Source organism: Roseovarius arcticus (assembly GCF_006125015.1).
GTDB lineage: Bacteria > Pseudomonadota > Alphaproteobacteria > Rhodobacterales > Rhodobacteraceae > Roseovarius > Roseovarius arcticus.
This window is the reverse complement of sequence record NZ_SZZN01000001.1, coordinates 46,784-65,041: the sequence shown is the minus strand read 5'-3', so window position 1 is coordinate 65,041 and position 18,258 is coordinate 46,784. Positions and strand designations below refer to the sequence as shown.

The 18,258-nt window shown below is 63.7% G+C and carries 15 protein-coding genes; 4 read left to right on the top strand and 11 right to left on the bottom strand.

Annotated features, from left to right (window positions below; translation table 11 throughout):
- Window positions 1–56 precede the first annotated feature (56 nt).
- The 3 genes from glcF to MK6180000_RS00290 form a co-directional block, all read right to left on the bottom strand.
- Window positions 57–1,367, bottom strand: a complete 1,311-nt coding sequence (gene glcF / locus MK6180000_RS00300) for a glycolate oxidase subunit GlcF (protein ID WP_138932903.1) — start codon at window positions 1,365–1,367, stop codon at window positions 57–59.
- Window positions 1,367–2,485, bottom strand: coding sequence for a glycolate oxidase subunit GlcE (gene glcE / locus MK6180000_RS00295; RefSeq protein WP_138932902.1), 1,119 nt, complete (start codon window positions 2,483–2,485; stop codon window positions 1,367–1,369). Before glcE ends, glcF begins: the two co-directional genes overlap by 1 nt.
- Before the next feature lie 61 nt (window positions 2,486–2,546).
- Window positions 2,547–3,986, bottom strand: coding sequence for an FAD-linked oxidase C-terminal domain-containing protein (locus tag MK6180000_RS00290; RefSeq protein WP_138932901.1), 1,440 nt, complete (start codon window positions 3,984–3,986; stop codon window positions 2,547–2,549).
- Between the two features lie 102 nt (window positions 3,987–4,088).
- Between MK6180000_RS00290 and MK6180000_RS00285 the strand changes: the two genes are divergently transcribed.
- A complete protein-coding gene (locus MK6180000_RS00285) occupies window positions 4,089–4,448 on the top strand; it encodes a hypothetical protein (RefSeq protein WP_138932900.1) in 360 nt (119 codons plus the stop codon).
- 9 nt (window positions 4,449–4,457) lie between these two features.
- Here MK6180000_RS00285 and MK6180000_RS00280 read toward each other — a convergent pair whose 3' ends face one another.
- From MK6180000_RS00280 to MK6180000_RS00265, 4 genes are read right to left on the bottom strand one after another with little or no spacing between them, the layout of a single operon-like run.
- Window positions 4,458–6,503, bottom strand: a complete 2,046-nt coding sequence (locus MK6180000_RS00280) for a hypothetical protein (protein ID WP_138932899.1) — start codon at window positions 6,501–6,503, stop codon at window positions 4,458–4,460.
- Entirely contained in the window at window positions 6,500–9,247 is a 2,748-nt protein-coding gene (locus MK6180000_RS00275) for a DUF4159 domain-containing protein (RefSeq protein ID WP_171054485.1), read from the bottom strand. The genes MK6180000_RS00280 and MK6180000_RS00275 overlap by 4 nt, the downstream gene beginning before the upstream one ends.
- Complete coding sequence (locus MK6180000_RS00270; protein WP_138932897.1) at window positions 9,244–10,146, bottom strand: DUF58 domain-containing protein; 903 nt, start codon at window positions 10,144–10,146, stop codon at window positions 9,244–9,246. Before MK6180000_RS00270 ends, MK6180000_RS00275 begins: the two co-directional genes overlap by 4 nt.
- The gene (locus MK6180000_RS00265) at window positions 10,143–11,153 is read right to left on the bottom strand and encodes an AAA family ATPase (protein WP_138932896.1); all 1,011 of its coding nucleotides are present in this window, start codon (window positions 11,151–11,153) and stop codon (window positions 10,143–10,145) included. Before MK6180000_RS00265 ends, MK6180000_RS00270 begins: the two co-directional genes overlap by 4 nt.
- A gap of 68 nt (window positions 11,154–11,221) precedes the next feature.
- Between MK6180000_RS00265 and MK6180000_RS00260 the strand changes: the two genes are divergently transcribed.
- From MK6180000_RS00260 to MK6180000_RS00250, 3 genes are all read left to right on the top strand, one after another.
- Window positions 11,222–11,830 carry a DUF1285 domain-containing protein gene (locus MK6180000_RS00260; RefSeq protein ID WP_138932895.1) on the top strand — a complete coding sequence of 203 codons (609 nt, stop codon included), beginning with the start codon at window positions 11,222–11,224 and terminating at the stop codon, window positions 11,828–11,830.
- Window positions 11,831–12,583, top strand: coding sequence for a hydroxypyruvate isomerase family protein (locus tag MK6180000_RS00255; RefSeq protein WP_138932894.1), 753 nt, complete (start codon window positions 11,831–11,833; stop codon window positions 12,581–12,583).
- A gap of 135 nt (window positions 12,584–12,718) precedes the next feature.
- Window positions 12,719–14,104 carry an aminotransferase family protein gene (locus tag MK6180000_RS00250; RefSeq protein ID WP_138932893.1) on the top strand — a complete coding sequence of 462 codons (1,386 nt, stop codon included), beginning with the start codon at window positions 12,719–12,721 and terminating at the stop codon, window positions 14,102–14,104.
- Window positions 14,105–14,223: 119 nt separating this feature from the next.
- Here the strand turns inward: MK6180000_RS00250 and MK6180000_RS00245 are convergent, their stop codons facing one another.
- Genes MK6180000_RS00245 through dut form a run of 4 tightly spaced genes read right to left on the bottom strand, consistent with a single transcriptional unit; the run spans window position 14,224 to window position 18,254 of the window.
- Complete coding sequence (locus MK6180000_RS00245) at window positions 14,224–14,679, bottom strand: universal stress protein (RefSeq protein ID WP_138932892.1); 456 nt, start codon at window positions 14,677–14,679, stop codon at window positions 14,224–14,226.
- A 58-nt stretch (window positions 14,680–14,737) separates the two neighbouring features.
- Complete coding sequence (locus MK6180000_RS00240) at window positions 14,738–16,750, bottom strand: M3 family metallopeptidase (protein ID WP_138932891.1); 2,013 nt, start codon at window positions 16,748–16,750, stop codon at window positions 14,738–14,740.
- Complete coding sequence (locus tag MK6180000_RS00235; RefSeq protein WP_138932890.1) at window positions 16,747–17,793, bottom strand: HesA/MoeB/ThiF family protein; 1,047 nt, start codon at window positions 17,791–17,793, stop codon at window positions 16,747–16,749. Before MK6180000_RS00235 ends, MK6180000_RS00240 begins: the two co-directional genes overlap by 4 nt.
- Window positions 17,793–18,254, bottom strand: coding sequence for a dUTP diphosphatase (gene dut / locus MK6180000_RS00230; protein ID WP_138932889.1), 462 nt, complete (start codon window positions 18,252–18,254; stop codon window positions 17,793–17,795). The genes MK6180000_RS00235 and dut overlap by 1 nt, the downstream gene beginning before the upstream one ends.
- Window positions 18,255–18,258: the final 4 nt, after the last annotated feature.

The following is an 18,258-nucleotide window of genomic DNA, read 5'->3' as shown; positions in this document are numbered from 1 at the left end:
TATCTCCGGAAAATTATGTTTGTTCGTGCCGAGATAGCGGCGGTTTGGGGCGAAACTTAGGCGCCAATCGCACGATTTGGCACATTGGCAAGAGCGGGGGGCAAAGGACCGCCCGTCGCCCAATCCAGCAGCTCGACAGTATGGACAATAGGGATGTCCGTGGCGCTACCGATCTGCATCATGCATCCGATATTGCCCGCCGCTATGATATCGGGCGTTCGTGCCTCCAGCGCCTTTACCTTGCGCATTTTTAGCTGCTTTGAAATCTCAGGCTGCATCAAGTTGTAGGTGCCGGCAGATCCACAGCACAGGTGGCTTTCCGCAGGCTCCGTCACGGTAAATCCGGCGCGGCGCAGCAGGTCTTTGGGATAGGTCTTTATCTGCTGCCCATGCTGCAGCGAACACGCGGCATGATAGGCGACGACCTGCGATTTTGGCGCAGCTTCCGGCATGTCCAGCTGCATCAGCAACTCACTGATATCCATCGCAATTCCAGATACCCGCGCGGCCTGCTCCGCCAGCGGATCTTCGCGAAACATATGCCCGTAATCCTTGACCGTTGTGCCGCAGCCAGACGTATTGATGACGATGGCATCCAGGCCGCCTGCATCCATCTCAGCGCCCCAAGCGCGGACGTTCTGCGCCGCCGCTGCGTGGCTTTCCCCGGTTTTGCCCATATGATGCACCAGCGCACCGCAGCAGCCTGCACCGCGAGCCACCACCACGTCGCAACCCAGCCGCGTCAGCAGGCGAATCGTAGCGTCATTGATGTCGGTGTTCAGTGCCTTTTGTGCACAGCCCGTCATCAGCGCAACGCGCTTACGCGGGGTACCGCGCGCGGAATGCGTTTGCGGGTCGTCATTGCGGCTAACCGGCGGAATACGCTTTGGCGCCATTTCCAGCATCGCCCGCAGCCGTGGATCGGGCATCAATCGGGCAAAGGGACGCGCCGCCTTGGCCCCCAGAAGCGCGAGGCGAAAGCGCGTAGGATAGGGCAGGATTCGCGCCAGCATCCAGCGCAGGGCGCGATCACCCAGCGGTCGCTTGTAATGCTCGTTGATATAGGCCCGCGCATGATCGACCAGATGCATGTAATGCACGCCCGACGGGCAGGTCGTCATGCAAGCCAGGCACGACAGACAGCGGTCGATATGCTTGACCGTTTTGGCATCTGGCACGCGGTCGTTCTCCAGCATATCCTTGATCAGATAGATGCGCCCTCGCGGGCTGTCCAATTCATCGCCAAGTATCTGATATGTGGGGCATGTCGCGGTACAAAATCCGCAATGCACACAGGCGCGCAAGATTTGGTTAGACTGCGCGGTATCGGGATCGGCCAACTGCTCGGGCGTAAAATGCGTCTGCATCAGTCGGCTCCCTCTCGCGGTGACATGAGGCCGGGGTTGAGGATGCCGCGCGGGTCGAATCGCGCGCGCAGCCCTGCCTCGATGGCGGCAATGGGCGGCGTTGCTGGATGAAACACCCCAAGGCGCGCCTTGACCTCCGGCGCCGCGCGTACCAGCGTCGCATGGCCTGCAAAGTTACCGAGCGCCGCGCGCACATCCGTCCCTTCGGGCACTCGCAGCCAGATCAGGCCGCCGCCCCAATCATATACCACATCCGCGCAGGGCACTCTTGCCGCCAGCACAGGCCCATCCGTTGGCCGCGCCGAGACACGCCAGACATCGCCGCCACCTCGAAGGGCCGAAACATCGCGGATCTCTCGCCATACCGCGTAATCTTCCTCCAGCTGCCAGTTGCCAAATTCGGCCAGCCGTGCGCGCAGTTGATCGGCGCGGTAGGCCACCGACGCCTCAAAGCCTTCGAGGCGGATCAGGGTGCGCATGCTGCCCGCCGCCACATGCGCTGCGCCCGACACCTCAAAAGGCGAGCTCAGCGCTTGCGACAGCGCCGTCACGGCGCGCGCCCCGTCCAATCCGCTTACGGCTAAGGTCAACGAGGCACGCGGGATCGGCAATACCTTCAGCGACACCTCGCTGATCACGCCCAGCGTGCCATAGCTGCCTGCCATGAGCCGCGTCAGATCATAGCCAGTGACATTCTTCATCACACGGCCGCCGTTTTTCAACACGCGCCCCATGCCATCAACAAAGCGCACGCCCAAAAGGAAGTCTCGGCACGCTCCAATCGCTATCCGGCGCGGCCCCGAAACATTCGCCGCAACCATTCCGCCAATCGTCGGCACACCGGACGTACCAAGCAGTTCGCGGTGGTCCATCGGCTCAAATGCTAGACGCTGCCCCTCGGCGGCCAGCACGTCCTCGACCTCAGCAAGCGGTGTGCCCGCGCGCACCACCAGCGTCAGCGCGCCCGGCTCGTAAAGGGTCACGCCGCTCAGCCCCGCCGTCGACAGCGCCTCGCCTGTCCCCGCGCCAAAGCCGCGCGTGCCGCCGCCGACAATCCGCAAGGGGCCGTTTGCGCCCGCAATCATGCGCGCTAACTCTGCTTCGGTTTCGGGACGCATCACTTTCTTCTTGCCTTAAATATCCAAAAAACGGTCGCTACGGGCGCGAATCTCTGACCCATCACGCAGAGGCCATTCGACGGACCGCGCTGGCCCCCAGCGGAAACACCTTGGCCGGGTTCAGCAGCCAGCTGGGGTCAAACACATCCTTGACCGCCATCTGAATCTCCAGATCGTCCGGCGCGTATTGATATTCCATCAAGTCGCGCTTTTCGATGCCTACACCATGCTCGCCTGTCAGGCAGCCGCCCACGTCGACGCACAGCTTCAGGATCTCGGCGCCCAGCGCCTCACACAGCTCCTGTTGGCCGGGCGTGTTGGCGTCATAGAGGATCAGCGGGTGCATATTGCCATCGCCGGCGTGAAACACATTGCCGACCTTCAGGCCGTATTCCTCGCTCAACTCGCCAATCCGGCGCAGCACAAAGGGCAGTTGGCTGACCGGGATTGTGCCATCGAGGCACATGTAATCGCCCAGTTGCCCCATCGCACCAAACGCTGATTTTCGGCCCAGCCAAATGCGCGCGCTCTCCGCGGGCGATGCGCTTTCGCGCAGTTCCACCGGGTCATGGCGGCGGGCGATCTCAAGGATTATCGCCAGCTGTTCGTCGATTTCCGCCGGGCTCCCTTCGACCTCAACAATCAGAAGCGCCTCACAATCGGGGTATCCTGCACTCGCAAACGCCTCGGTCGCGCGGATGCAAGGGCGGTCCATGAATTCGATCGCAACGGGCAGAACGCCTGCCTTGATTATATCCGACACGCAGGCGCCGGCGACCTCGTTGCTGTCATATCCGATCAGCACGGGGCGCGCGCCCTCAGGCTTTGGCAGGATGCGCAAGGTCGCCTCGGTCACGACGCCCAGTTGCCCTTCGGAGCCGCAGATCAGCGCCAGCAGGTCCAGCCCGCCTGCATCCAGATAAGCCCCGCCGATTTCGGTGACTGTGCCGTCCATCATGACCATGGTTACACCCAGCAGATTGTTCGTGGTCACACCGTATTTCAGGCAATGCGCCCCGCCCGAATTCATCGCGATATTGCCAGCTATGGCGCAGGCCAGCTGGCTACTGGGGTCGGGTGCATAGAAAAATCCATGCTCTTCGACAGCGCCTGTCACCGCCAGATTGGTGCGCCCCGTTTCGACACGGATAATGCGGCTGTCCAAATCGACCTCCAGCACTTCGGTCATCCGCGCGATGCCCAAGATAACACAATCAGCGGTCGGCAGCGCGCCTCCGGCCAGCGACGTACCGGCGCCGCGCGGCACGACAGGAACGCGCATTTCATGGCAGATTTTCAACGCCGCCGATACCTCGGCGGTCGTGCGCGGCAAGATCACGGCAAGCGGCGCGCAGCGGTAGGCCGCCAATCCATCGCATTCATAGGCGCGCGTCTCCGCAGGGTCGGATATGACTGTGCCGGGCGGCAATGCTGCCGCCAGCCTCGCAACGATGCGCTCTTTGCCAGTGACGATGGCAGCGTCGGGTACGGGCATGTCCATGGACCATCCTCCTCTAGACACCCACGGTATTGTGACCGCCCGGCCAAGGCAAGGCATGGCGCGGCCCTGTGCGCGCGCCAATGGGATCTGTATACAGGCTGTATGAAATCGATTCTCAGCGTCGCCCTTTTTGCCGTTATACCCGTCGCCGCATTGGCAGAGGCACCTGTGGTGACAGGCGTAACCGTCGCGCATGATGACATGGGCTGGCAATTCTCTGTGACGCTCCAGCATGGCGACACCGGCTGGGATCATTACGCCGATCGCTGGGATATTCTGGCTGAGGACGGCACCGTGCTGGCGACGCGTACGTTGCGCCATCCGCATGTGAACGAGCAGCCGTTTACCCGCAGCCTGCATCAGGTCGCGCTACCAGACGGTACCCGGCGGGTTTTTGTCCGCGCAAGGTGCACCGAGAGCGATCTTTCCGAACCCGTAGTGGCAGTCGATATCCCGCTCTAGTATCGCGCTTTATCTGCGCCCCTCGCGTAGCCATGCGCTGGTCACCAGTGAGGCAATCAGCACCAGTACCAGCCACGCGGGCAGCAGCGCGGTTTGCGTCACGGACCGCGTTGCATAGGCGGCGCGCGGCGTAATGCCCAGCCATCCACGCCCGGCGGCGGGGCGGCCCGTCCGCACCTCGCGGATAGCAGGCACACCCTCCTCAATCGCGCGAATGCCGCCATTGGCGCCATCAATCAGCGGGTCAAGCGTCTCTAGATCTGCAATCGTCTGCTCAAACTCCAGCGGAGAGGCGGGGCCAAGGCCGATAACGGCGCTTTTGTCGCCACTGGCCAGCCGATAAAGGCCAATCTGCGGCCCGTCATACAGCGCCTCGAACCGGCCCGGAGAGACCTCCCTGAGCGGCAAAGTCACCTCAGAGCCATCGGGCGCAGTAACGGTCACGTCCTCTGCGCCCTCGCCCAGCGTGCGGCGGATGATACGCATCGTCTGGCCCGTGGCCTCGGCCCATAGGGCCTCCTCCTCCAACTCCGGCTCCTTCATCATCCAGTGGGCAAGCCGACGCAGCAGCTCCAGCTGCGGACCGCCGCCCTCATATCCACGATTCCACAGCCACGCATGATCGGACGCCAGCAGCGATACACGCCCTTCGCCAACGCGGTTCAGCACCAGCAGCGGCTTTTCTTCGGCGCCCGACATCAGGACATCGCCAGCCGTCTCATCTACTTCTATTTGGCGCAGCCACCGGCCCCACGGGCCGTCATGCATTGCCTCCAGCCCCGCTGTGACGGGATGGCGCGCACCCAGATCGGTGGTTTTGGGGCGGTACGCGCCGCTGATTACGCGTGCGGTGGGGCGGGCGGGCGCAATCGCCTCTAGGGGCGAGCGATAGAGGCTGTTTGCCCCGGCAAAGTCCGGCCCGGCGGCAAAGAGGACGGCACCTCCCTTTTGCACATAGTCAGCGACGTTTTCGAGATAGAGCGCCGGCAGGATGCCGCGCCGTTTGTAGCGATCAAATATGATCAGATCGAAATCGTCGATCTTTTCCAAAAACAGCTCGCGCGTGGGAAAGGCGATCAGGCTTAGCTCGTCGACCGGGACGCCGTCCTGCTTTTCCGGGGGGCGCAAAATGGTGAAGTGGACCAGATCGACAGAGCTATCTGATTTCAACAGGTTGCGCCAAGTGCGCCCGCCTGCATGCGGCTCGCCCGAGACCAGCAGAACGCGCAGCCGGTCGCGCACGCCATTGATCTGGACCAGCGCGGTATTGTTGCGCGCGGTCAACTCCCCGTCCGCTTCGGGCGTTATAAATTCCAGCACGTTGCGCCCGCCATGCGGCAGCGCGAGTGGCAAATTAATCGGGGTCCCGACGGGCACGGTAAAGCGTTGAGGCCGCTCGCCATCTACCGACACGTCCAGCGGCACTTCGGTCACGCCTGCGGGGGCGGCGCCACTATCTTCGATCCGCAGGGTCAGGGTGATTTCTTCGTCCAGAATGGCAAAAGCCGGGGCGCCTTCGACGATCAGGCGGCGATCCCAATCGGCCTTGCGGCCAGTGTGCAGCAAATGCAGGGGCGCCGGCAGGTTTGGAGCGCGGTCCAGATCGTGCAGGCGTCCGTCGCTCAGCAGGAACATTCCTGCAATGCGGCCCTGCGGCTCGCTCGCCAATGCGTCGCCCAGCGCAGTCATCAGTTGCGTGCCGCTGTTGCCCTCGCCATCCGCCACCTTGACGCGGCGCACCTCTAGCCCCCGCGCAGCCAACCGGGCGTCCAGCGTATCTGCCGCAGTTGCCGTCAAATCGCCGCGGTCTGCCAGCCCCTGACTGGCGCTCGCGTCCTCGACCAGTATGGCGATATCGCTCAGATCTTCGCGGTCCTCGCGGCTAAGGCTGGGGCCCATCAGAGCCGCCAGTATCACCGCCGCGCCCATACCGCGCAGCGCCCAACCCGACAGGCCGCGCCACGCTGCCAGCGCAAGCGCCGCCAGCGCCATGCCACCAAGGCAGGCGATCAACCAGATCGGCAGGGACGGATCAAAGACGATGCTGCCGGTCATTGGCCCAGCCTATCGAGCAGTGCAGGCACGTGCACCTGATCGGATTTGTAGTTGCCCGTCAGCACATGCATCACCAGATTAACGCCAAACCGGTACGCCATCTCGCGCTGCCGTTCGCCCGCATATCCGCGCCCGACGGGGAATATGGCATTGCCCCGCTCGTCCACCGCCCATGCCGCGGCCCAGTCATTGCCGCCGATCACGACAGGCGTCACACCGTCGTTCAAATTGCGAAATGGCATACCGGGGGCCGCCTCAGCATCCTCAGGCGACGCCTCGACCCAAACGGGGCGGCCAGAATAGCGACCGGGGAAGTCCTGTAACAAATAGAACGTGCGCGTAAGGACATGATCGCACGGCAGGGGCTCTAGCGGGGGGATATCCAGCGGGGCGGCCAGCCGCTGAAGCATCGCGCCATTGGGCGAGGACGCGCCAAAGCCCGCAATATCGGCATCGCGCGTATCAAAGAGGATCATGCCGCCGCTGCGCAGATATGCGTTTAGCTTGACGTAGGCGGCATCCGAAGGGATCGGCTGTGCGGGCGTGATCGGCCAATATAGCAGCGGGAAAAACGCCAGCTCGTCCGCCTCCAGATTGACGGCCTCGGGCGCGGCAGGTTCTACCGTGCTGCGAAAAAACAGCGTCTGGCCCAGCCCCTCCAGCCCGGCGGCAGCCATATCATCCAGCGCGGCATCGCCGGTGATGACATGCGCCAGCGTCACCTCATCAGCCAGCGCCTCGGGCGGACGGTCCTGTGCGGAGGAGGGATCTGGCAGCAACAAAAACGCCGCGATCAGCGCGGCGGCGCGAACGGGAAGCAGGCGTCCAGACAGCCCTAGCGAAGCGAGAATATCGGCGCTCAGCAGCAAGGTCGCCAGCGCCAAAAGCCAGCCCGCCAGCGGCGTCTCAGCGAGCCGTTCCATCCCGATGACATTCGCGCGCGCGGGCCATGCGGCAGGCTCCAGCACGTCACCTGTCACCATAATGTTGCGCGCGATGCGGCGGTCCTCACCATTGTAGATCCCCGGCCGCAAATCGGGGCCAAGAGGCGCGGCAATCAGCTCCTCGCCCGGCACCCCCGGCAGGGTGTCGGCGCCGCGCAGCACGCCGTATCCGTCGAGTACCTCGGCTGGTTGCCATGTCGTGCCGACCAACTCAGCGGGGTCCGGCACCTCGGCACTACCTGATACAGCCAGCCGTTCCAGCATCTGCACGAACAGGCCCGACAGCGGCAGGCTGCTCCACTCGGCGTTGGCAGTGACATGAAACAGCACGATCTGCCCCTGCCCGAGCCGCTTGCGGGTGACGAGCGGAGTGCCGTCGCTAAGTTGCGCGATAACCCGGTCCGCGAGTGTAGGATCGGGCTGGGCCATCACCTGCGCGGTAACGGTGACGTCGCTAGGGATCGCCAGCCCGGCAAAGGGGCTATCGGCCGCGAACGGCGCAAGCGATTTGGGCGCCCCCCAACTCATCGCGCCGCCGACGCTGCGGCCCCCGGCGCGTAGCCGTACGGGCATCAGCGCATCCTCGGCGCCGCGCGACAGGTCGCTGGCCGCAAGACGAGGCCCGGCAAAACGTACCAGCGTGCCGCCCGCCTCGGCCCACTCCATAAGGCCAGCCTTCTCGGCCGCTGATAGGGTGGCAACGTCGGCCAGAACGATGGCATCCGGGTTGGCGGGTAAAACATCCATCAGCGCGCCTGTCAGAATGTCGGCGCTGGGGTCCAACGCGCGGTCCAGATAGTGCAGCGGCGACAGTAACTCTAGCCCCTCGCGATCCTCGCGGCCTGCAATCAGCGCGACTTCGCGGCGGCCCAGATCGTCACCAATCAGTGTCACGGCGGCCGCGTGCCCCTGACCCGCGATCTCGAACCGCGTCAGGCGGGCGCGTAGCTCGGATGGTAGCGTCAGCGCGCCAGTCACCTCGCGCGCGCCGTCCTCAAACGTCAAAGGCAGCGTGGCCAGAACGCGCGGCGCGCCGGATGGATCACGGCCATGCGCCAGAACATTGACCTCCCGTGCGGCGCCGGGGACGAGGCGCTGAGCCATCAATTCGAGTGCGCCATCCTTTGCCTGCGCAGGCAACAACGCCAGCAGCGGCGCGGCGCCTTGGCGGATGATCACGTCGCCGCGCGCCTCAAACGCCGACAGCAGCGTATCGCGGCCCATCCGGCTGAGCCCATCGGAGAGCCAGAGGGTGTCGAAACGATCCTCGCCCAGCATCCCGGCGGCTTCCTCCATCATGTCGGGCGTCGGCGCCCAAGCTGCAGGTACGATCCCAGCAAGCCGACTGCGCCACGTCTCGGCTGCCTGAAAGACGGGCGGCTGCGGATCGCTAAGTTGCAGCAGCGCGACGGTACGTCCGTCGCGGCCCGCCTCGGCCAGAACACCGTCGAGCAGAGCACGTTGCGCGCGGTCGTCCCGCGCGCTGGCCCAGCTGGCGTCCAGCGCAATCAGCAAGCTGGTGTTGCCACGCGCCACATCCTCGCCGCGCGGGTTCAGCACCGGACCGGCCATCGCGATGATGACAGCGGCCAGCGCCAGTACACGCAGCAGCAGCAACCACCACGGCGTGCGGTCCGCCGCGCTATCCTCGTCCCGAAGGCCCAGCAGCAGCGCAACACCCGGAAACCGCCGCCGTACGGGCGCAGGCGGTACGGCGCGCAGCAGCACCCACAGAATAGGCAGCAGCGCCAATGCGATCAGCAACCACGGAGCGGCAAATCCTATGGCGCCAAAGGTCATCGCGCGCCCTCGCCCAATGCGCCATAGAGCCACATTAGCGTGGTCTGCGGGCTGCTACCCGTATGGTGGCAGGCGTAGTCCCAGCCTGCCGCGCGGCACAGATCCCGCAACGCATCCTTGCGGGCGGCCAGACGCTCCAGATACCGCGCGCGCAGATCGCCTGCCTTCAACGTCTCATGCGATAGTGTGCCGCCGATGGAATCAAATATCGCGCGACCCTGGTAGGGAAACGCCTCCTCGGCCGGGTCAAGCACCTGAAGCAGCACGCCCCGCACACCGCGATCTGCGGCACTGGTCAGCGCGGTGCGTACCGGCTCAATGTCGCCCAGAAAGTCCGAGACGAATAGCGCACGCGCGCGGGGCGGCAGACCGCGTGCATCCGGTGCGGCATAGTCCGCATCGCCGCGCGTCTCGGCCAGCATGGTCGCTAGTCGTGCAATCTGCGCGGCGCCGCGCCGCGGCGGCAGGGCGTGGCCTGATAGGCCAATCCGTTCGCCGCCCCGGTCCAGCACGATGGCGGCAGCCAGTGCCAATAGCTGCGCGCGATCCGCCTTTTCGGGCAGATTCTTGTCGCTGAAAAAGCGCATGGAGGCCGCGCCATCAACCCACAACATCACCGTCTGCGCGATCTGCCACTCACGTTCGCGGACAAACTCCGCATCACTGCGGGCAGAGCGACGCCAGTCAATCTGGCGGCGCTGGTCGCCCTCCCGTACCGGGCGATATTGCCAGAAATCATCGCCCAGCCCCGCGCGCCGCCGCCCATGTTGCCCCAGCAATACAGCGCCTGCCAGCCTTTCCGCTCGCGCCAACAACGGCGGCAGGCGGGCCGCCTCGGCCTCGGCGCGCGTGCGTAGATGCGCGCTTGGCCCTGCATGGGGATGGACGGTTTGGCTCACGCAGCGGCGGCCTTGGTGTGGCCTAGATCGGCTAGCGTATCGGCGATCAGGCCGCTCAGGCTATCGCCCCGCGCGCGCGCCGCAAAGTTCAGCGCCATCCGGTGAATCAGCACGGGCTGGGCCAAGTCGGCCACATCCTCGGCGCTGGGCGCGAGCCGTCCTTGCAGCAGCGCGCGGGCACGCACCGTCAGCATCAAAGCCTGTGCCGCGCGCGGGCCGGGGCCCCATGCGACACTGTCCTGCACGCGTTGCGAAGCGCCCGGCTGATCGGGCCGGAAGGCGCGCACGAGGTCAAGGATCATGTCCATCACCCCCTCGCCCACCGGCATCCGGCGCAATAGCGTCTGCGCCGCAATCAACTCGGCCGCACTGAATACCGCCTGCGCCTCGTCCTCCACCGCGCCGGTGGTGGCCAGCAGGATATCCCGCTCTGCATTGCGATCTGGGTATGGCACGTCGATTTGCATCAAAAATCGATCAAGCTGCGCCTCGGGCAACGGGTACGTGCCCTCCTGCTCGATCGGGTTTTGGGTGGCCAATACGTGAAATGGCGCGCCAAGCGGGCGGTTTTCGCCAGCGACAGTTACCTGCCTCTCTTGCATGGCCTGAAGCAGCGCCGATTGCGTGCGCGGGCTGGCGCGGTTGATCTCGTCCGCCATTAGCAACTGGCAAAATATCGGGCCAGGAATAAACTTGAACGCACGGGCGCCGCCTGCCCCTGTCTCAAGCACTTCGCTGCCCAGAATATCTGCCGGCATCAGATCGGGCGTGAATTGAACGCGGCCCGCGTTCAGCCCCATGACTGTGCCCAGCGTATCAACCAGACGTGTCTTGCCCAGCCCCGGCAGGCCCACGAGCAGGCCGTGTCCGCCACTTAGCAATGCGGCCAGCGATAGGTCGACGACGCGCTCTTGCCCGATAAATCGGCGTGCAACTTGCGCCCGGGCCGCAGCCAGCCGCAGTTGCAGCGCATCTATCTCGGCCACCAGATCGGCGTTCTCGGTCATGGAAATTCTCCGGATTGATCTATATCGTCGCTGTGAGTGTATAGCGCATGACAAAAATGGCAAAAGCAATGAGCGACGATCCGATCACGACACCGTCAGGCAAACCTTCTGCATCCCCCTCGGCAGAGGGCATTGCCGCATCGGCCAAAGCCGCGACAAAGGGGCGCGGCCTGCCGCCTGTGCATGACTGGAACCCGCCTTTTTGCGGTGATTTGGACATGCGTATCGCCCGAGATGGCACATGGTTCTATCTGGGCACGCCAATCGGACGGAAGGAGTTGGTGCGTCTCTTTTCCACGATTATGCGCAGGGATGGGGATAAATATTTCCTCGTCACGCCAGTCGAGATGGTGGGAATCACTGTCGATGATGCGCCCTTCGTCGCTGTTGATTTCGACGTCACGGGCAATGGCACCGATCAACGCATCAGTTTTCACACGAATGTCGACGATTCCGTGACCGCTAGCGCGGATGCCCCGATTCGCGTTGAGCGTGACCCAAGCACAGGCGAGCCGTCGCCCTATGTGCTGGTGCGCCATAACCTAGAGGCGCTGATTGACCGCAAATCGTTCTATCGTCTCGTCGATATTGGCGTGCATCACGAGGGCTGGTTTGGCCTCTGGTCCGGCGGCACCTTCTTTGGCCTGATCCCGTCGGCCGAGTTGCCCGCTACCTGAATGCCGCGCTTTGCCGCCAATCTGTCGATGCTGTTCTGCGAGCATCCGCTACCTGAACGATTCGCCGCGTCAAAGGCCGCAGGTTTCGATCTGGTCGAACTGCTCTTTCCTTATGAGGCAAACGGCGCCGACCTTCGGCGCATTCTGGGCCAGACTGGCCAGCGCATGGTTTTGATCAACACGCCCCCGCCCAATTGGACAGGCGGCGATCGGGGCTTTGCTGCTATTCCCGGCGGCACAGCGCGGTTTCAGCACGATTTCAAGCGGGCGCTTCGGTACGCAGAGGCGCTGAATGTCCGGCATATTCACATCATGGCAGGCGTCGCGTCGGGGGACGAGGCGCGCGAGACGTATACCCAAAACCTCCACTGGGCCGCCGCCCACGCGCCCGATCAGGGCCTGACAATTGAGCCGATCAACAGCCACGACATGCCTGGCTATTTCCTCAGCGACTTCGACCTCGCCGCCGAAGTATTGGACGACGTGAACGCGCCCAACCTAGCTTTGCAATTTGATGCCTATCACGCCCATCGCATCACCGGCGACGTCATGGCGACATGGGCCATCCATGGCCACCGCGCCGCGCATGCTCAGGTCGCCGCCGCTGAGGGCCGGCACGAACCCCTTGCAGGCGCCATCGACTATCCCGCCTTCTTTGCAAGGCTGGATGCGGATCGCTACGCAGGTGTCGTCGCAGGCGAATACGCTCCGGCAGCCCGGACCGAGGACGGGCTAAGCTGGGCCAAATCCTGACCGCGCCGCACGCCATCTGGCACTATGCATCATGCCCCGCTGGACCTATCGCAAACGCCCTGCTGGAGTGGTATGATAATGGGCATACCCTGCCCCACCACGCCCGCGCGGCCTGACCCCGATGGAGGATCCCTCATGGACGGCAAGTTTCTGGACAATGATATCGAAAAGGTCGTCGCAGCCGACCGCGCCCATGTTTGGCACCACCTCAGCCAGCATAAACCCTACGAGACGTCAGATCCTCGGATCATCGTCGAGGGCAAGGGGATGCGCGTCTGGGATCAGCACGGCAAAGAGCATCTGGATGGCGTGTCGGGCGGCGTCTGGACCGTCAATGTCGGCTATGGCCGTGAGCGGATCGCCAACGCAGTGCGCGACCAACTGATTAAGCTGAACTATTTCGCAGGATCTGCCGGATCGATCCCCGGCGCGATGTTTTCTGAGCGCATTATTGCGAAAATGCCGGGCCTGAGCCGGATTTATTATACAAACTCCGGCTCTGAGGCGAATGAAAAGGCGTTCAAGATGGTCCGCCAGATCGCGCACAAGCGCTACGGCGGCAAAAAGCACAAGATCCTTTACCGCGACCGCGATTACCACGGCACGACTATCGCCTGCCTGTCCGCCGGCGGCCAACAGGAGCGTAACGCGCAATACGGCCCCTACACGCCCGGCTTCGTCGCCGTACCTCACTGCCTTGAGTACCGCGCACAGTGGGACTTGAGCGGCGAGGAATATGGACTAGCGGCGGCCAACGCCATCGAAGAAGTCATTCTGCGCGAAGGCCCCGATACCGTCGGCGCGATCTGCCTAGAGCCTGTGACAGCCGGTGGCGGCGTGATCGTTCCGCCCGAAGGCTACTGGCCCCGCGTTCAGGAAATCTGCCGTAAATACGATATCTTGCTGCATATTGACGAGGTGGTCTGCGGCCTTGGGCGCACGGGTACGTGGTTCGGCTACCAAAACTACGGGGTCGAGCCTGACTTCGTGACCATGGCCAAGGGCGTCGCCTCGGGCTATGCCGCCATCGCCTGCTGCGCCACATCCGAGCGCGTGTTCGACATGTTCAAGGACGACGCAAGCGATCCGATGAATTACTTCCGCGACATCTCGACTTTTGGGGGCTGCACGGCCGGCCCGGCAGCCGCGCTTGAGAATATGAACATCATCGAAGAAGAAGGCCTGCTCAAAAATACCCTAGAAATGGGCGATTACATGCTGGACGAGCTGCGCGCCCTCAAGGACAAGCATGAGGTCATCGGCGACGTACGCGGCAAGGGTCTCTTTCTCGGGGCCGAGCTGGTCACCGACCGCACCACCAAAGAGCCGATGGACGAGAAGAAGGTCGCCGCCGTCACAGGCGACTGCATGGCGCAGGGGGTTATTATCGGGATGACGAACCGCTCCATCCCCGGTTTTAACAATACGCTATGCTACTCGCCCGCGTTGATCGCTACGAAGGACGACATCGACGAAATGATCTCGGCCACCGACAAAGCACTTACAAAGGTGTTCGGCTAAACAAAAAATCCGCCGCGCAAATCAACGCGCGGCGGATAGTTCTCTTGCGGTCACGCCCGGCATCTTCTTGCGGTAAAATAACCCCGCCCGAGGCAGAAATTTGCAGAGTCTTCTCACCCTCAGGTGATCATTTCCAGACGTTCCTTGGATAAATCACCGGGAACGATCGTGATCGGGATCGGCAGACTACCAGCCCCGCGCGCGAGCTGCGACACCAGGGGGCCGGGCCCATTGCGGTCGTCCGATGCGCCCAGCACCAGCACGCCAACCTCGGGATCGTCGGCGATCTGCGCGATGATTTCGTTCACCGGCTCGCCCTCGCGGATGACCAGTTGCGGGTTAACGCCCTGCTTGTCACGCATCCACTTGGCGAATACCTCGAAATGCGCCTCAATGCGATCGCGCTGCTCTTCGCGCATAATATCGCCGACGCCGATCCAGTGGTTGAACTCTTCGGGTGGGATGATCGCTAGCACGGTAACGCCGCCTTGGGTGTGCGCAGCGCGCATCGCTGCAAATCGCATCGCGTTCAGGCACTCGCGGCTGTCGTCCAGAACGACCATGAATTTGCGCATCGTGTTCTCCTACAGGCGGGCCGCGCGATCATGCCACCACCCGCCCCCGCGCGCAAGATCACGCCAACAGGCCGCGCCCCTTCAGCAGCGCCTCTACTCCGGGCAACCGGCCTCGAAACGCCAGATAAAGCGCTTCGGCATCCGCTGAGCCACCGCGCGATAGGATGTTTTCCTCAAGTGCGCGCGCCCTTCCGGCGTCAAATGCACCGCCCGCCTCGGTGAACGAGGCAAAGGCGTCGGCATCCATCACCTCGGACCACATGTAGCTATAATAGCCTGCGCTATAGCCGTCCCCGGCAAAGACATGAGCAAAATGCGGCGTGGCATGGCGCATGGTGATCGCGGCGGGCATCCCGATACTCTCTAGCACTTCGGCCTGCCGCGCCATCGGGTCTGCGGGCGGCGCGCCCTCATGAAACACCAGATCGACCAGAGCCGAAGCGACGTATTCAACCGTCTGAAACCCCATATCGAACGTGGCGGCATCCAGCACCTTTTCCAGCAGAGCGGCGGGCATCGGCTCGCCCGTCTCGGCGTGGGTGGCGAACTTGCCCAGTACTTCGGGCACTTCCAGCCAATGTTCATACAGCTGGCTGGGAAGCTCGACGAAGTCGCGCGCGACGGAGGTGCCGCTGACGCTTTCATACGTCACGTCTGATAGCATCTGGTGCAGCGCATGGCCGAACTCGTGAAACAGGGTGCGCGCGTCATCGTAGGACAGTAGCGCAGGATCGCCCTTGGCAAAGTTACAGACATTGATCACCACTGGCCCCTGCACCACTGGGAACTTGGCCTGACCGCGCATCGCGCTGCACCATGCGCCCGACCGCTTGGAGGCGCGGGCGAAGTAATCGCCGATGAATACTGCCACATGTGCGCCCCCGCGTGTCACTTCCCACGCCCTGCAGTCGGGGTGGTAGAGCGCCACGTCGATGGGTTTGAACTTCAGCCCGAACAGGCGGCTCGCGCAGGCGAATGCTGCCTCAATCATGCGGTCCAGTTGCAGATATGGCTTCAGTTCGGCCTCGTTCAGGTCATGCTCGGCCTGTCTGCGCTTGGCCGCGTAATAGCGCCAGTCCCACGGGGCCAGATCGCCGTTGAAGCCGTCCTCGTGCATCATCTGCGTCAGCACATCCGCATCGCGATCAGCCTGCGCCTTGGCGGGCGTCCAGACCTGCATTAGCAGATTGCGTACGGCATCCGGCGTTTTGGCCATCTCCGTCTCCAGCTTGAACGCGGCAAAGCTGTCATAGCCCAGAAGTTGCGCGCGTTCCTGTCGCAGCGCCAGCGTCTCGGCGGCGATGTCGCGGTTGTCCGTCGCGCCGCCATTCGCGCCCCGCGCTGTCCAAGCCGCAAACGCCCGCTCGCGCAAGTCGCGCCGGGGCGAGAACTGCAGGAACGGCACGATCAACGACCGCGACAACGTAATGACAGGCCCGTTCAGCCCCTTTTCGCTGCCTGTATCGCGGGCATTGCGGACCACAAAATCAGGCAGGCCGTCCAGATCAGCCTCGGACAGCTCCATATGCCAATCGGCCTCATCCGCCAGCAGGTTTTGGGTAAACCGCGTGCCCAGCTCGGCCAGACGGGCCATGATCGCCTGCATCCGGGCTTCCTTGGCGCCACTCAGCGCGGCGCCGTGGCGCACAAAGCTGCGATGCGTCAGCATCAGGACGCGCGCCTGCTCATCGGTCAGATCCAGTGCATCGTGTCCGTCCCATAGCGCCTTAATCCGCGCAAAGAGGGGTTTTTGCGCATAGATCCACGACGAATAAGCCGCCAGCTTGGGCGAAAAATCACGTTGAAGTGCTTGGCGCGCCGGATTGCTGTCCGCGCCCGCAACCGTAAAGAAAACGCTCAGCACTTTGTCCAGCGTCTTGCCCGCTGCCTCCAGCGCTTCGATGGTATTTTCAAACGTCGGCGCGGCGGGACCCTCGGCAATTGCCGCCACCTCGGCGCGCGCGAGCGTTAGCGCCGTCTCGAGCGCGGGGGCAAAGTCTGCGTCGCTCACCCGGTCGAACGGCGCGATGGCGAACGGGGTGTCCCATGTGTCCAGTAGTGGGTTGGTCATGTATCCTCCTTGGCGCCGCACACCCGGCAATCGGGGCGGCGCTTGATTTGAATGCGGCGCGCGTCCGAATAGAGCGCGTCATAGATCAGCAGCGTGCCGCGCAACGGCGCGCCCGCGCCGGTAATCAGCTTGATAGCCTCGCCTGCCATCATGGCGCCAATGACGCCCGGTAGCGTCCCCATCACACCAGCCTCAGCGCAGGACGGGGCCAGACCGTCCGCTGGAATATCGGGAAAAACGCAGGCATAGCAGGGCGCGCCATGGGCGGGGTCAAACACGCTCAATTGCCCCTCCCACTGAGTCAGTGCACCGGAAATCAGCGGCTTTCCCGTGGCCACGGCGGCGCGATTGACCAAGTGGCGCGTCTCGGAATTATCGGTGCCGTCCAAAATAATGTCGTAGTCGGCGAATAGATCAGCCGCAATCTTATCAGTCAGGCGCCGCTGGTAGGGGCGCATCACCACATGCGGGTTCAGCGCGCGCACGGCGGCGGCGGCGGAATGAACCTTGGGGATGCCGATATCGCGGTCGCGGTGGATGACCTGCCGTTGCAGGTTCGACAGCTCGACCACATCGTCGTCAATCACACCTATCGTGCCGACGCCTGCCGCGCCCAGATACGTCATCACCGGCGCGCCAAGACCGCCGGCGCCAACCACCAGAACGCGCGCATCCTTGAGTGCACGCTGGCCCGGTCCCCCGACCTCGCGCAGCACGATGTGGCGCGCATAGCGCTCCAGCTCAACCTCGGAAAAGGCGCCTCCGGCCTGAGGCGCCGCCTCGCGTGCGTCAACCCGCGCGCGCACCCGGCGCAGTACCGAGCGGTAGGCCAGCACCAGCACCGCCAGACCGCCCAGCAATGCCCAAGGAGCCGCGCTGCCGCCTGTCATCGCGCGCAATGGGCTGCTTGCAGGAAGCACGACATGTAGCAACATGACCCCAACCCAGAGCAAGCCGACCATCGTCCAGCGCACCTGCTTCGGCGTTCCGAGCAGCGCGCCAAGCCCCCACAGTGCGCCGCCAAGGATTAAGACGAGCAGCATCAGCCATGCCCCGTTGAGCCAAAGCCGCCAGCGCCGCGTACCGTCCCCGGCAGCGTATCTACCACCGCGAACTCAGCGAAGATAATAGGCGCCAGAACCATCTGCGCAATCCGCGCGCCATGTTCGATGTGAAATGCAGCATCGCCAAGGTTGATCACGATCACACCCAACGGTCCGCGATAGTCGGCGTCAATGGTACCCGGCGTATTGGCGAGGGTCATCCCATGCTTGAGCGCCAGCCCCGACCGGGGGCGCAACTGCACCTCATACCCGTCAGGTATAGCCAGCCTCAGTCCCGTCGGCACCAACGCCCGCGCGCCCGGTGCCACAGTGATCCCGTCGCGGGCGTCCTGCGGGAAATTTGCCCGCAGATCAGCCCCAGCAGCCCCGGATGTGGCATAATCCGGCAGGCCCAGATCTTGGTCTGCCCACGGCTCCCAGCATAGCGATACCGCCACCATCAGA

Coding starts and splice junctions, on each gene's coding strand:
- glcF (WP_138932903.1), bottom strand. CDS start 1,367: ATGCAGACGCATTTTACGCCCGAGCAGTTGGCCGATCCCGATACCGCG.
- glcE (WP_138932902.1), bottom strand. CDS start 2,485: ATGCGTCCCGAAACCGAAGCAGAGTTAGCGCGCATGATTGCGGGCGCA.
- MK6180000_RS00290 (WP_138932901.1), bottom strand. CDS start 3,986: ATGGACATGCCCGTACCCGACGCTGCCATCGTCACTGGCAAAGAGCGC.
- MK6180000_RS00285 (WP_138932900.1), top strand. CDS start 4,089: ATGAAATCGATTCTCAGCGTCGCCCTTTTTGCCGTTATACCCGTCGCC.
- MK6180000_RS00280 (WP_138932899.1), bottom strand. CDS start 6,503: ATGACCGGCAGCATCGTCTTTGATCCGTCCCTGCCGATCTGGTTGATC.
- MK6180000_RS00275 (WP_171054485.1), bottom strand. CDS start 9,247: ATGACCTTTGGCGCCATAGGATTTGCCGCTCCGTGGTTGCTGATCGCA.
- MK6180000_RS00265 (WP_138932896.1), bottom strand. CDS start 11,153: ATGACCGAGAACGCCGATCTGGTGGCCGAGATAGATGCGCTGCAACTG.
- MK6180000_RS00260 (WP_138932895.1), top strand. CDS start 11,222: ATGAGCGACGATCCGATCACGACACCGTCAGGCAAACCTTCTGCATCC.
- MK6180000_RS00255 (WP_138932894.1), top strand. CDS start 11,831: ATGCCGCGCTTTGCCGCCAATCTGTCGATGCTGTTCTGCGAGCATCCG.
- MK6180000_RS00250 (WP_138932893.1), top strand. CDS start 12,719: ATGGACGGCAAGTTTCTGGACAATGATATCGAAAAGGTCGTCGCAGCC.
- MK6180000_RS00245 (WP_138932892.1), bottom strand. CDS start 14,679: ATGCGCAAATTCATGGTCGTTCTGGACGACAGCCGCGAGTGCCTGAAC.
- MK6180000_RS00240 (WP_138932891.1), bottom strand. CDS start 16,750: ATGACCAACCCACTACTGGACACATGGGACACCCCGTTCGCCATCGCG.
- MK6180000_RS00235 (WP_138932890.1), bottom strand. CDS start 17,793: ATGCTGCTCGTCTTAATCCTTGGCGGCGCACTGTGGGGGCTTGGCGCG.
- dut (WP_138932889.1), bottom strand. CDS start 18,254: ATGGTGGCGGTATCGCTATGCTGGGAGCCGTGGGCAGACCAAGATCTG.